Raw genomic sequence first — 13520 nt, forward strand, 5'->3', positions numbered from 1 at the left:
CAGTGGGTGATGGACAGTTCGAGTCGCCAACCGTCACACCTGGATCGCCTTCACTTCGACGAACTCGTTGAGCCCCTCCTCACCCCATTCTCGACCATTGCCCGACTGTTTGTAGCCACCGAACGGCGCCTGATAGTTGAATGCCGCGCCATTGAGGAAGCACTGACCAGCGCGCATCTGCCGCCCCAAATGCAAGGCGCGCTTGGCACTGCCGGCCCAGACGCCGCTGGACAGGCCGAACGGCGAGTCATTCGCGATCTGGATCGCCTGTGCTTCGTCGGTGTAGGGAATCAGGCACAGCACCGGGCCGAAGATTTCTTCCTGGGCGATGCGCATGCGGTTGTCGACATCGGCGAACAGCGTCGGGCTGACATAGAAGCCACGCTCGAACGTTGATGGCGAGTCACCGCCGCACAGCAGCCGTGCGCCTTCCTGCTGACCGACCTTGATGTAGTCGAGCACAGTGCGTTTCTGCCCGACCGAACACATCGGGCCGAGGAAGCTTTGCGGGTCGAGGGGATCGCCCATGCGCAGGCTCAGGGTTTCGGCGAGCGCCAGTTCCACGGCCTCGGCGTAGCGGCTGGCCGGCAGCAGCATGCGGGTCAACGCGGTGCAGGTCTGGCCGGAGTTGATCATCACGTCCTGCACGCCATAGCGCACGGCCGATGCCAGATCCGCATCCTCGGCGATCAGCAACGGCGACTTGCCGCCCAGTTCCAGGCACACGCGCTTGACCGAAGGTGCCGCCGCCTGCGCGACGCGAACGCCAGCGCCGGTGGAGCCGGTAAACGACACCATGTCCACGTCCGGGTGTTTGGCCAACGCTTCGCCGACTTTCGAGCCCGGACCACTGACCAGGTTGAACACTCCGGCCGGCAGGCCGATGTCCTCGATCATCTGTGCCAGCAGGAAGGCATGCAGCGGGGTTTCCTGGCTCGGCTTGACCACCACCGTGCAACCGGCGGCCAGGGCCGGGGCGAGTTTACCGATCAACTGGTGCAGCGGGTAATTCCACGGGTTGATGAACGCGCAGACACCCACGGCCTCGCGGATCACCAGCGAATTGCCGACTTCGCGCACTTCGTCCATGAGATGAGCCAGTTCGATGTACTGCTCAAGGCCAGCGATCGGTCCATCGACCTGCACCGAACGGCACCACTGCACCGGCATGCCCAATTCAGTGGTGATGACAGAAGCCATCTCATCGGCACGATCGCGCAGTTGATCGGCCAGTGCGCGGATGTAGCCGGCGCGCACGCTGGCGGGGGTGCGCGACCATGATTCGAAGGCCTTGCGCGCTGCGGCAACCGCGTTGTTAACGTCGCGCTCATCGCCCAGCGGCACGCTACCGGCGACTTCTTCTGTGGCCGGGTTGATCACCTCGGCGATGCCCTGCCCTGACGGGGTTCGCCAGCGACCATCAATAAACAGTGTCTTGTGATTAAGCATGAACCTGGGCCTCCATCAACTCTTGAGCACAACGGGCAATGCGCTGGCAGGCATCGCGCAACGGTTCGGCGCCGACCACCAACCCCAGACGAATGTGCCCGGCGGCGCTCGGGCCAAAGGCTTCGCCGGCCAGCACCGAAACGCCGTGACCATCAAGCAGGCGATCGGCGAACGCTTGGGCGCTAAGCCCGGTTTCACGGATGTCGACCATCACGAACATCCCGCCATCGGGCTTCAACGCGCGGATGCCGGGGCAATCGGCGAGGGAGTCACACACCAGGTCACGACGTTGACGATAGGCTTCGCGCATCGCTTCCAGTTCCGGCAGGTTGCTTTCCAGCGCCACCACAGCAGCGTCCTGAATGAAATCAGGCGAGCCGTAAAGCATGCACAACGCGAGGTTTTCCAGGTGCGCGGCCAGGGATGGCGGCGCCACCACCCAGCCGACGCGCCAGCCGGTCATGGCGTGGGATTTCGACAGGCTGTTGAGGGTCGCGGTGCGTTCGGACATGCCCGGCAGGCTCGCCGGGCTGACGTGTTCGCCTTCGAACAGCAATTCGCTGTAGACCTCATCGGAAATCAGCCACAGGTCGTGGGCGATGCATAACTCAGCCAAAGCTGCCCAAGTGCTGCGCGGCAGACTCGCGCCGGACGGGTTGTGCGGGCTGTTCAGTGCCAGCGCCCGGGTACGTGGAGTGATGCGCGCGGCGACATCTTCGGGCAGCACGCGGAAACCGTTTTCCGAGCGCACCGGCACCGGTACCACCACCGCGCCGCAGGCACCGAACACCGCTTCGTAGGTGACGTACATCGGTTCGGCGACGATCACTTCGTCACCCGGATTGAGCACGCATTGGGCCACGCTGAACAGCGCGCATTGCGCCCCGGCCAGCACGGTCACCTGATCGGCCGAAACGGTTTGGCCGCTGCGCTGCTGATGACGCTTGGCAATGGCCTCACGCAGGGCACGCTTGCCGCGCACCTCGGCGTAGTGAGTGTTGCCGCTCAACAGGCTGTCGATGGCGCCCTGCACGATAGGCTGTGGCGTGTCGAAATCCGGGTCGCCCACGGACAACAGCAGAATGTCTTCGCCCTGTTCGCGCAGTGCCAGGGCGCGGTAATGAATATCCCACGCGGCGGCGCCGTCACCGGCGATACGTTGAGTCAGATCGGAAAAGCGCATGGCTTCATCCCCTTAAAATGCAAATCACTGCGCACAGGCATGCTTGAGTTCGATCAGGGTCACGCCGTTACGCTTGAAGCCTTGGCGCAAATCGGTCTGCAACTCGGCCAGGCTTTGCGGCTGAGTCACGGTGCAACCGAAGGCACGAGCGAGGGCGGCGAAATCCGGGTTGCGCGGCAGCACGCCGATGGGCTCGATGTCGAGGCCGAGCATGTCGTCGCGGATTTGCCCCAGGGCATCGTTGTTCCACAGCAGCACCACCAGCGGGCTGTCCAGTTCTTCGACGGCAGTCGCCAGTTCCTGGGCGGTGTAGAGAAAACCACCGTCGCCCACCAGCACCAGGCCTGGCCGCTGCGGCGCGCCGAACTTGGCGCCGATGCCGGCAGGCAGGCCGTAGCCCAAGGTGCCGTAGCCGGTGGGGTGCAACCAGCTGCGGATGGCCAGGCTGTCGAAGGCGTAGTTACCCGTATACGCAAGCTGGGTCATGTCGGTGCTGATGAACGCGTTGTCCGGCAGCTCTGCGGCAATGCGGTCAAGAATCGATTGATGAATCGACTGCAACGGGCCATGGCTGGCCTTGACCGCTTCGCGCAGGGTGGCGACCGAGGCGATCGCTGCGCTGGCATCGCGCACGTCGCTCGGCAGTCGCTCAAGCAAAACGCTGAGGGTTTGTTGGGCGTCGCCATGCAAGGCCATTGCACAGGGGTAGAAGTCGTTGAACTTGCGCGGGTCGATGTCGACACGCAGCAGTTCGGCGTTCAGCGGCAGGCGTTCACGCCAGTAGTCGGTATCGGCCATCTCGGTGCCGACCGCCAGCACCACGTCGGCCTCGGCGATCAGGTTCCAGCCCGGTTCCACACACAAGGATGATCCGGCATTGAGCGGCGCACCCGGCGGCAACAGGCCCTTGCCGGCGACGCTGGTGAACAGTGGCGCGGCGAGTCGGGTGCTGATTTCTTGCAGTTCAGCCGTGGCATTCAACGCACCGCCACCGGCGATGATCATCGGGCGTTTGGCAGCCTTGAGTTTGGCCACGGCTTCATCGATGGCGCTCGCAGATGCCGGGCCGCGACCCGGGCGACGCACCACCTCATTGCTCCAGTCACGGGCAATCGGTGCCGACAGCACGTCCAGCGGCACCGAGATGTGCACCGGGCGCGGGCGCTCGCTGTCGAACACCGCATAGGCACGGGCGATCAGTTCCGGCAGGTCTTCGGCGGTCAGCGCCACGGCGGAAAACGCGGTGATCGGCGCGGTCATCGCCCGTTGATCCTGGCACTCGTGCAGGCTGCCCCAGCCCTTGCCGAGGCTGGCGCTGTGGTTGACGCTGGAAATCACCAGCATCGGAATCGAGTCGGCGTAGGCTTGGCCGATGCCGGTGGCGGCGTTGGTCACGCCGGGGCCGGTGATGACGAAGCACACGCCGGGCTTGCCGCTGACCCGGGCATAACCGTCGGCCATGAAGCTGGCGCCCTGCTCATGGCGTGTCAGCACGTGGCGAATGCCGCTGCCGGGCAAGCCGCGATACAGCTCCAGGGTATGTACGCCGGGGATGCCGAACACGGTATCGACGCCGTAGTTGGCTAACAGACGCACCAGGGCCTGGCCACCGGTCAAGGTTTTGCTTTGCATGTTCATGTCCTCACTCGTGGCCGAGGCGAATCAACGCATCGACCGCAATCGTGCCTTGGGCACCGACCAACAATGGGTTCACATCGAGTTCCAGCAGGTGTGCGGCGTTTTCGCAGGCGTAGTCGGCCACGGCGCGGATGGCGGTCACCAGGGCGTCCAGGTCAGCAGACTCGCGACCACGGAAACCTTGCAGCAACGGGGCACTGCGCAGGCTGAGCAAGGCGTTGCGGATCGCGCCGTCGGTGGTCGGCAGCAACAGGCTGCGACTGTCCTTGAGCAACTCCACCAGAATGCCGCCGGCACCCATCACCAACGCCAGGCAAAAATCGTTTTCGCGTTTGATGCCGACGATCAGTTCGGCCAGTGGCGGCTTGGCCATGGGTTCGAGTAACACTTGATCGAACGGCACGCCCGGCGCGAATGCCGCGATGCTGGCGTGCATCTTTTGCAGTGCAGCGCTCAATCCCGTGCCGTCCTTGAGGTTCAGCGCCACCGCACCGGCCTCGGTCTTGTGTGGCAACTGTGCGCTGACAGCCTTCAACACCAGCGGATAGCCCAGCGATTCTGCGTCTTTCAGCGCATTGACCGCCGTACTCAGAACGCCGTTGGGCGTCGGTAGGCCAAAGGTTTTTAATGCCTGTTTGGAATCCCATTCATTGAGCAAACGCCCCTCGCCTTCCAGCGCGTGCGGGCACAGCGGAACCAGTGCCGACTCACCCAGCGCCAGCAACGCCTGACGATTGCGCTGATAACCGGCGATGCGACCCCACGCGGCCAAGCCGTCTTCAACGCCCTGCAAGGCCGCAACGCCTTGCTCGTGCAAACGCTCACGGGCATGGGCCGGCAGCAACTCGGGGAAGGCCGAGGTGACAAAACCGGTCTTGCCGTGTCGTTGCAGCGCCGCGCAGTACAACGCCAGCAGCAGGTCGCATTCCTTGCGCTCGCCGGTGAATTCCGATGGGTAGTCGAGCACCAGCATCGCCGCGTCGGCTTCGGTGCGCAGCGCGCTGTCGAGCATGCGGTTCAAGGCTTCGCCATCGCCCCAGATCGCCGTAGTGAAGTCCAGCGGGTTGACCAGGTTAGCGTAGGTCGGCAGCACTTGCGCCAGTTCGCCGACCTGCCCTTGATCGAGTTTCGGCAGGCCCAGGTCGTTGCGTTCGGCGTAGTCGGCAATCAGCCCGGCGTCGCCGCCGGAGCATGCCAGCGCGATCAGGCTGTTGCCCGCCGGCAGATTGCCACAAGCAGCGGCTTTCAAGGTTTCGACAAAACTCACCGGACCGCTGACGCGAATCACCCCGAGGCGGTCGAACAGTGCGTCGTACAGCGCATCGGAACCCGACAAAGAACTGGTGTGACTCAACGCCAGTTCGGCGCCAATCTGCGACACGCCGGTTTTCAGCGCGATGATCGGGATGCCCTTCTCCAGCGCCTTGTGCGCGGCGCGGGCAAAACCCGGCACGTTCTTCAGGCCTTCCAGGTGCAGGCCGATGGCGGTGACGCGCGGCTCGTCGAGCAACACATCCATCAATTCGGCCACGCCCAGTTGCGCCTGATTGCCCACCGAGGCCATGTAGGCCACCGGCAGCGAGCGGTCGCTCATGGACAGGTTGTAGGCGAAGTTGCCGCTCTGGGTCAGTACCGCCACGCCCTTCTCCACCGCTTTGCCGCCATGGGCCACCGGCCACAACGCGGAACTGTGCAGGTAGTCGAGCAGGCCGTAGCAGTTGGGGCCGAGCAAGGCCATGTCGCCAGCGGCCTTGAGCAATTGCTGTTGCAGGGCCTGGCCTTCGGCGCCGGTTTCGGCGAAGCCGGAGGCGTAGCAGATCGCCCCGCCCGCGTTGATGGCGGCCAGCTCGGCCACGCAGGTCAGGGTCAGTTCGCGGTTGGTGGCAATGAATACCGCGTCCGGGCCGCAGGGCAACTCGGCAACGCTGCGCACGCACGGCACCCCTTCAAGGCTGTCGTGTTGCGGGTTGACCAGCCACATTTGCCCTTGGTAGCCGCCTTCGGCACAGCGCTTGAGGGCGCGGGCCATACTGCGGCCGCCGACGAACGCCACGTGTTGCGGCGCGAGCATGCGTTTGAGGTTGTCACGAATGGTTTGGGACATGGGAATTCTCCGGGCCGATCAGCGCAGCAGCGGCCGCAGCAACTCGCGGGAAATGATGTGGCGCTGGATTTCCGAAGTGCCTTCCCAGATCCGTTCGATCCGCGCGTTGCGCCAGATGCGCTCCACCGGACCTTCGTCCATCAGGCCCATGCCGCCGAAGATCTGCACCGCTTCGTCGGCGGTACGCCCGAGCACTTCACTGGCGAACAGCTTGGCCATCCCGGCCTCGCCATCGGTCATGGTGCCCTGGTCCATTTTCCAGGCGGTGTGCAGGGTCAACAGTTCGGCGGCGCGGATTTGCGTGGCCATGTCCGCGAGCTTGAACGAAACGCCCTGGTAAGTGCCGATGGGCTGGCCGAATTGCTTGCGGTCCGCCGCCCATTGCAACGACACGTCCAGTGCGCGCTGGGCCTGACCGACGCAGTTGGCCGCGACCATCACGCGCCCGGCGGTCAGCCAGGCGTTGGCCACCTCCCAACCCTTGCCGACTTCGCCCAGCACCTTGCTGGCCGGCACGCGGCAGTCGTCGAAGAACATTTCGAAGGTGTGGTAACCCCGGTTGCTCACGCACTTGGGCCCACGGCGAATGGTCATGCCCGGGGTGTTGCGGTCGACCAGGAACGAGGTCACGGCGTTACGCTTTTTGCCGTTGTGTTCGTAGGTGTCGGTCACGGCGAAGACGATGGCGAAATCGGCATGGCCGGCGTGGCTGATGAAATGCTTGCTGCCGTTGAGAATGAAGTCGTCGCCTTCACGCACGGCACGGGTCTTGATTGCATTGGCATCGGAACCGGCACCCGGCTCGGTCAGGGCGAAGCAGTCGATTTTCTCGCCCTGGATGCACGGCAACAGGTAGTCGTTGATCTGGTCGCCGGTGCAGGCCATGAGGATTTTCGACGGCCGCGCGACGAACACGTGCAGCGCCCAGGACACTTTGGACAGCTCACGTTCGATCAGCGCCTGGGACAGGTAGTCCAGGCCACCACCACCCACTTCTTCGGGCATGTTGAAAGCGTAGAAACCGGCGGCAATCGCCTTGCCGCGAATCTGTGCCGCCAGTTCCGGGGACACCTCGTCGGCGCGGTCGACTTGCTCTTCATAGGGCAGCAGTTCCTTCTCGACGAAGCTGCGTACCGAGTCCACCAACATTTCTTGTTCTTGGGTCAGTTGGAAATTCATGCGGCTACCTGTTGTTCATGTTCTGGGAGATGGAGAGGAATCAACGACCGATGAAGCGTGCCGGGCGTTTTTCCATGGCGGCGCGCAGGGCTTCGTTGCCGTCTTCACTGCGGCCGCAAAGCAGGCCGGCGGCGAGCTCGGCTTGCAGCTGTTCCGGCAGGCTGCGTTCGGCGCCTTCACGCATGAGTTTTTTGGTCTGGGCGAAAGCGAAGGTCGGGCCGGCAGCCAGGCGTGCGGCGAGTTCGCTGGTGACCGTCAGCAGTTGATCGTCGGCACAGACATCGCTAACCAGTCCGGCATCGAAAGCACGGTCGGCACCCCACAATTCGTCGAGGAACAGCAGGCGCTTGGCCTGTTCACTGCCGATCAAACGCGGCAGGTGCCAACTGGCGCCGGCGTCCGGCGAGTACGCCATGCTGGTGTAGCCGGCCTTGAAGCGCGCCGATTGCCCGGCGATGCGCAGGTCGCAGCACAGGGTCAGGTCCATCCCGGCGCCGACGGCGGTGCCGTTGATGGCGGCGATGGTGGGTTTTTCCAGGCTGTGCAGGCGGGTCATCAGGGCGTGGGCGGTTTCGGTCCAGCCGTAGGTTTCCAGAGCGCCCCGGGCTTCGGCATCGGCCCATTCATCGAGGTCGGCGCCGGCGCAGAAGCTGCGGCCGCTGCCGGTGAGCACCACCACGCGCACCGCCCGATCGGCGTTGAAAGCGTCGAGCAAGCCATGCAGGTTTTTCAGCGTCGGAATGTCCAGCGCATTGCGCTGGGCAGTGCGATTGAGGGTGATCCAGGCAACGCCTGCTTCGACCTGGCTGAGCAGCGACGATTGAGTGGTCATGGGTATCCTCGAAATTGTGATAGGTCTGAGGTGATGCGACTTGAGGCCATACTAAACGAGTGTTCAGTAAGGCGGCAATCGGGGGAGAAATGGGCTGTAACAAGCGCAATAATTCGATAACACATTGGTTTTATTGAATTATTTCAAGATTGGCGAGTGTAGGCCGTAGGCGCTGTTACAACTTCGAACAACTGGCGACACGCGGTCTTTCCCTCCCCCACAACCCCCCTGTAGGAGCGAGCCTGCTCGCGAGGGACGTAAGACCACCGCGGGAAACCAGACAGCCCGCGTTATCGTTGACGACCATCGCGAGCAGGCTCGCTCCTACAGGGAATCTGCGGTGTGCATAGAAGCTGTGGATGTCACAAAACACTGTGGGAGCGGGCTTGCCCGCGAAGGCGGCATCACATTCAACATCTCTGTTGACTGATACACCGCTATCGCCAGCAGGCTGGCTCCCACAGGGGATGGTGTTATTTCAGGGCATCAAGTAGTCGGCAAGCTCGGCGCCAGCACCCCCTGGCGTTTGCGATGGATCAGGAAGTACGCGCCATAGCACAGGGCAATGAAGCCAAAGCCCCAATACAGCGACGGACGCTGGGTTTCATCCAGGGCCAGGAACACGAACAGCGAGCAGCACAGCGTGATGCACATCAGCGGCAACACCGGGAACCACGGTGCGCGGTATTTCAGGTCGCTGAGTTTGTTGCCGTCACGCAGCCAGGCCTTGCGGAACTTGTACTGCGCCAGCGCGATGACAATCCAGGTCACGGTGCCGGACATGCCGCTCACCGCCATCAGCACCATGAACAAGGTGTCGGCGGCGACGAAGCTGGTCATCAGCGACACCAGCGCGAAGCACAGGGTGATGCTCAAGGCGCGCAGCGGTACGCCACGTTTGCTCAATGTCGACAGGCTTTTCGGCGCCATGCCGGTTTTCGACATCGCCCACAGGATGCGCGTCGAGGCATACAGGCCGGAGTTGCCCACCGACAGGATCGCAGTGAGGATCACGAAGTTCATCAGGTCGGCCGCATAAGGAATGCCGACCATGTCGAACACCTGCACGAACGGGCTTTCCATCAGGCCGGCCTGCTGCCACGGCACGATGGCCGACAGCACGATGATCGCCAGCACGTAGAAGATCAGCACACGGAACACCACGTTGCGCACGGCGCGGGGAATGCTCTTTTCCGGCTGATCGGTTTCACCGGCCGCCACGCCCATGATCTCGCAACCCTGGAACGCGTAGACCACGGTCATCATCACCGCGAACACCGCCGACAGGCCGTTGGGGAACAACGAATCGCCGATCAGGTTGCTCGCCATCGGCGCCGGTGCGCCACTGCTCAGGGGGACCACGCCGAAAATCACCAGCACGCCGACCACGATGAAACCGAGAATCGCCGCGACCTTGATCCCCGAGAACCAGTATTCGGCTTCACCAAAGGCGCGGGTCGCCATGGCATTGATACCGAACAGCACCACCACGAACAGCGCTGACCAATACCAGATCGGCACCGCCGGAAACCAGCGGGTCATCAGCATGCCGGCGGCGGTGAACTCCAGGCCCACGGTGGTGGCCCAGCTCATCCAGTACACCCAGCCGATCATGAACCCGGTGGCCGGGCCGATGTATTTTGTGGCGTGGGTCTGGAACGAACCGGACACCGGCATCTGCACCGACAGTTCGCCCAGGCAGACCATCACCAGGTACATCAGGAAACCCGCGACCAGGTAAGCCAGGATCGCCCCCACCGGGCCGCCCTGATTGATGGTCACGCCAGAGCCCATGAACAACCCGGTGCCGATGACACCGCCCAACGACAGCATGAAGATGTGCCGGCTCTTGAGGGCGCGGGTCAGCTGTATGCCTTTACGATCAGTGTTTTCGTTCATGTCGGCACCTCAGCAGTCGGTGAGGTGTGCAGCGCGCGACAGGACGTCACGGCGCAGGGAGGGATCAGCTTTGCGGCAAGTCATTATTATTATCTCCAATAAGCTTCGAAGACCGCGCTGCGGCGGTTGCGTCGATTATTGGAAAGCCATGTAAGTTCGCGTTGACCGTAAAGATCGAAGTTGTACAAAGTCGTAACAAACTTGTACGTCAGCTCTGCAACAGGCCTTTCAGGGTGGTCAGTGCCTGCTGCATTTGTTCATCCAGCGCGAGGCTCATGTGGCGGATCGCCGATTCATCGCTGCCCAAGGCCAACGTCTCCAGCGCCCTGAGCATCGTGGCCAGTAAGCGAAACCCCAGCGAGTCGCAACTGCCGGCCAGACGGTGCGCCAGTTGCGCGACCTCGGTGCAGTCGTCGGCGGCAATGGCTTCATGCAGCGCATCGCGGTGCTGAAGAATCGAGTCACGCAGTACCGCCAGCAAACTCTGGACTTTTTGCTCGCCGAGCAGACTGCGATGAGTCTGCAACAGCGGCCAGTCCATTGCCTCATCGCTCGGCAGCGACTCGGCCACGGGCGCCTGCCCTTCCAGCACCTGGCGCAGGTTTTCCAGCTTCAAGGGCTTGGCCAGGACACCGTCCATGCCGGCCTCCAGATAACCGCGCACCAGTGCCGGTTGCACGCTGGCGGTCAGGGCGAAAATGCGCGTATGGCGGTTCGGCCCGTCGCTGTGGCGGATCTGCCGGCATAACTCGACGCCGCTGATGCCCGGCAGGTGCACGTCCAGCAGCATCAGATCGAACACCCGCGCCGCGCAGTGTTGCAGTGCCTGATCCGCTTCTTCGGCGAGCCACACCCGGTGGCCGTCCCGTTGCAGCAAGCCCTTGGCCACTTCGCGGTTGAGCGCCACGTCTTCGACCACCAGGATGTTCAGTGCCGGCCCCGCCGCCCGCACAGGCGGGGCCTGAGCCACGCCGCTGGCCGGTTGCAGGGACAGCTCGAACCAGAAACAACTGCCGCGCCCCTCTTCACTGTTCACGCCGATACGGCCGCCCATCTGCTCCACCAGATGTTTGCAGATGGCCAACCCCAGCCCGGTGCCACCAAAACGTTGCGCAACTTCTTCGCTGGCCTGGGTGAAACGCTCGAAAATCTTCGCCTGCATCAAAGGGGCAATGCCGATGCCGTCGTCCGTGACACTGACCCGCAGCCGCTGCCCCGTCTGCTCGCCGGTTTCGCTGAGAAGTGCTACCTCGACGCTGACTTCGCCGCCTTCGGTGAACTTGATCGCGTTGGCCAGCAGGTTGCTCAGTACCTGACGCAGGAACTGCTCGGCGCCGTGGTGATGCTCGGCAATGCGCTGATCGATGCGGCAACTGAGGATCGTGTCGTTGTTCAGCGCTCGCGGTTCCAACAGCGTGAGTACCTCGTCGAGCAACTGGCGCAATGAGAAATCCACCGGTTCGGGATGGCTGACGCCCTCCTCCAGCTTGGCGAAATACAGCACTTCGTTGAGGATCGTCAGCAAGCCTTCGCCAGCCTTGTGCAAGGCATCCAGGCGTTTGCCGTCCTGGGCGTCCAGACGCGCGCCGCGCAGCAGCTCGGCCATGCCGAGAATGCCATTGAGGGGCGTGCGCAGTTCGTGGCTCATGGTCGCCAGGAACCGCGACTTGGCAAGGTTGGCCGCTTCCGCCTCGTCTTTGGCGCGCATCAGGCTGGCGGTGCGGCGCTCGACCATTTTCAGCAATTCGTCACGGTTGTCCTGCAAGGCCAGACGATCGGTTTCCCGGCGCTCGATGTCCCGCAGGATCGCCCGGCGCATATCGTCCAGCGCATGGGCCACGGTATCGATTTCGTCGCTGCCGTGACGCTTGTCCAGGTGCAGGGGCTCGTGCCATTCACCGGCGGCGATGCGCCGGGCAAACTCGGCCATGACTTTCAGGTGCCGGGTCACCAGTCGATAAAACAAGCCCGACAACGCCACGGCCAGGCCGCAGAGAAACACCGCCATCCACAACAAACTGGTCAAACCGGTGGCGTAGAGACGCTGGTACACCGCGCCCAGATCCGTGCTCACTTCCAGCTCGCCAAGATTGCGCAAAGGGCCGGATGGCGGCTGATAGTCCAGGACAAAGCGCTCGATGCGCATCGGCCCCGTGGGGTGTGGATTGCCCTGAATCAGATCGAAATCGGCGCTGGTCAAGTGCACCCGGGCGACGTCGGAGAAGTCCACCAGCCCGCGCAACTGCACGTTCAATTGCTCCTGATTCAAATCCCAGAGGCTGCGTTCCAGGCTGGCCAGGTAGCCGGCGCGGATCAGCTCCATGCGCGAATCGATGTCGCGCATTTCCCGTCGATACTCGATGTACAGTTGCACGCTGCTGGCCAGCACGGTGAAGCACAGGCTGAACAACAGAATGAACAGCAACAGGCGCCGCAGCAGTCCACCGGGACGGGCGCGAATCATTGCGCATCCGCCGGCAGGTTGATCATGTCGCGGTAGGTCACTTCGCTTTCGTTGAGCCAGCGCTCGATGTCACCGGCATCGACCATCCGCTGCAACTGCGCATTGATCTCGGGCATGCGAGCGGCCAAGGGCGAGTGCCGCGACACGGCGACCCGCAGATAGTCCACGTTCAATGCCTTGGGCAAGGCAACGATGTCCTGGCCGCCGGGCAGGTTTTCCACGTACAGCTGGCCGGTGCGTCGCTCCTGGGTGATGAAATCGATACGCCCGCGAATCAGCTTGCCGAAGTTCTGGCGGCTGTCGGACACCCATTCGATATTGTTGTTGCGCGCAACCATGCGATCGAACTCCACACCATAGCTCTCGCCGAACAACAGGCCGCCACGGTAACGGGCCAGGTCGTCCAGCTGTTCGAATTTCACCGGATGCCGGCGGTTGATGAACAGCGCCACTTCTTCGCGCAATACCGGCACCGTCGAGAACAGCATGCTTTGCTCCCGTTGCGCGGTGCTGTAGGCCAGCACCACATCGACCCGGCCTTCGGCGGCGTCCAGCAGACAGCGTTTCCAGTTACCCAGCACGACTATCTCGACCTCGTAACCCAACTGGCCAAACAGGTTCTTCACCACGCTCGGCGCCAGGCCGCGCACCTGCTTGCCATCACTCCATGAGACCGGCGGGTACACCGGGTAATCGCAATAGCGAACCTTGTCCGCCGCGACGGCATGGCCGGCCACCAGCATCGCCAGCAGGCAAAGCCATCGCGCCATCA

At 63.2% G+C, this 13520-nt stretch carries 9 protein-coding genes; all 9 read right to left on the bottom strand.

The annotated features are described in order from the left end of the window. Positions 1–33: 33 nt before the first annotated feature. Positions 34–1449: an aldehyde dehydrogenase family protein gene (locus AC3ITA_RS15205; protein WP_489277673.1), complete on the bottom strand. Its 1416-nt coding sequence runs from the start codon at positions 1447–1449 to the stop codon at positions 34–36. Next, complete coding sequence (locus AC3ITA_RS15210) at positions 1442–2632, bottom strand: pyridoxal phosphate-dependent aminotransferase (RefSeq protein WP_150672866.1); 1191 nt, start codon at positions 2630–2632, stop codon at positions 1442–1444. The genes AC3ITA_RS15205 and AC3ITA_RS15210 overlap by 8 nt, the downstream gene beginning before the upstream one ends. A gap of 24 nt (positions 2633–2656) precedes the next feature. Beyond that, complete coding sequence (locus tag AC3ITA_RS15215; protein ID WP_489280797.1) at positions 2657–4264, bottom strand: 5-guanidino-2-oxopentanoate decarboxylase; 1608 nt, start codon at positions 4262–4264, stop codon at positions 2657–2659. A gap of 10 nt (positions 4265–4274) precedes the next feature. Next, positions 4275–6374: an acetate--CoA ligase family protein gene (locus tag AC3ITA_RS15220; protein ID WP_489277675.1), complete on the bottom strand. Its 2100-nt coding sequence runs from the start codon at positions 6372–6374 to the stop codon at positions 4275–4277. An 18-nt stretch (positions 6375–6392) separates the two neighbouring features. Continuing rightward, complete coding sequence (locus AC3ITA_RS15225; protein ID WP_056725048.1) at positions 6393–7553, bottom strand: acyl-CoA dehydrogenase family protein; 1161 nt, start codon at positions 7551–7553, stop codon at positions 6393–6395. 40 nt (positions 7554–7593) lie between these two features. After that, positions 7594–8385 (bottom strand): enoyl-CoA hydratase/isomerase family protein, encoded by a 792-nt coding sequence (locus AC3ITA_RS15230; RefSeq protein ID WP_150672868.1) that lies wholly within the window; start codon positions 8383–8385, stop codon positions 7594–7596. Positions 8386–8871: 486 nt separating this feature from the next. Beyond that, entirely contained in the window at positions 8872–10284 is a 1413-nt protein-coding gene (locus AC3ITA_RS15235) for an amino acid permease (protein WP_489277678.1), read from the bottom strand. 208 nt (positions 10285–10492) lie between these two features. After that, entirely contained in the window at positions 10493–12748 is a 2256-nt protein-coding gene (locus AC3ITA_RS15240) for an ATP-binding protein (protein WP_489277679.1), read from the bottom strand. Continuing rightward, positions 12745–13518 (bottom strand): substrate-binding periplasmic protein, encoded by a 774-nt coding sequence (locus tag AC3ITA_RS15245; RefSeq protein WP_489277681.1) that lies wholly within the window; start codon positions 13516–13518, stop codon positions 12745–12747. Before AC3ITA_RS15245 ends, AC3ITA_RS15240 begins: the two co-directional genes overlap by 4 nt. Between the last annotated feature and the right edge of the window lie 2 nt (positions 13519–13520).

Source organism: Pseudomonas sp. GL_090, from assembly GCF_057837765.1.

Coding starts and splice junctions, on each gene's coding strand:
- AC3ITA_RS15205 (WP_489277673.1), bottom strand. CDS start 1,449: ATGCTTAATCACAAGACACTGTTTATTGATGGTCGCTGGCGAACCCCG.
- AC3ITA_RS15210 (WP_150672866.1), bottom strand. CDS start 2,632: ATGCGCTTTTCCGATCTGACTCAACGTATCGCCGGTGACGGCGCCGCC.
- AC3ITA_RS15215 (WP_489280797.1), bottom strand. CDS start 4,264: ATGCAAAGCAAAACCTTGACCGGTGGCCAGGCCCTGGTGCGTCTGTTA.
- AC3ITA_RS15220 (WP_489277675.1), bottom strand. CDS start 6,374: ATGTCCCAAACCATTCGTGACAACCTCAAACGCATGCTCGCGCCGCAA.
- AC3ITA_RS15225 (WP_056725048.1), bottom strand. CDS start 7,553: ATGAATTTCCAACTGACCCAAGAACAAGAAATGTTGGTGGACTCGGTA.
- AC3ITA_RS15230 (WP_150672868.1), bottom strand. CDS start 8,385: ATGACCACTCAATCGTCGCTGCTCAGCCAGGTCGAAGCAGGCGTTGCC.
- AC3ITA_RS15235 (WP_489277678.1), bottom strand. CDS start 10,284: ATGAACGAAAACACTGATCGTAAAGGCATACAGCTGACCCGCGCCCTC.
- AC3ITA_RS15240 (WP_489277679.1), bottom strand. CDS start 12,748: ATGATTCGCGCCCGTCCCGGTGGACTGCTGCGGCGCCTGTTGCTGTTC.
- AC3ITA_RS15245 (WP_489277681.1), bottom strand. CDS start 13,518: ATGGCGCGATGGCTTTGCCTGCTGGCGATGCTGGTGGCCGGCCATGCC.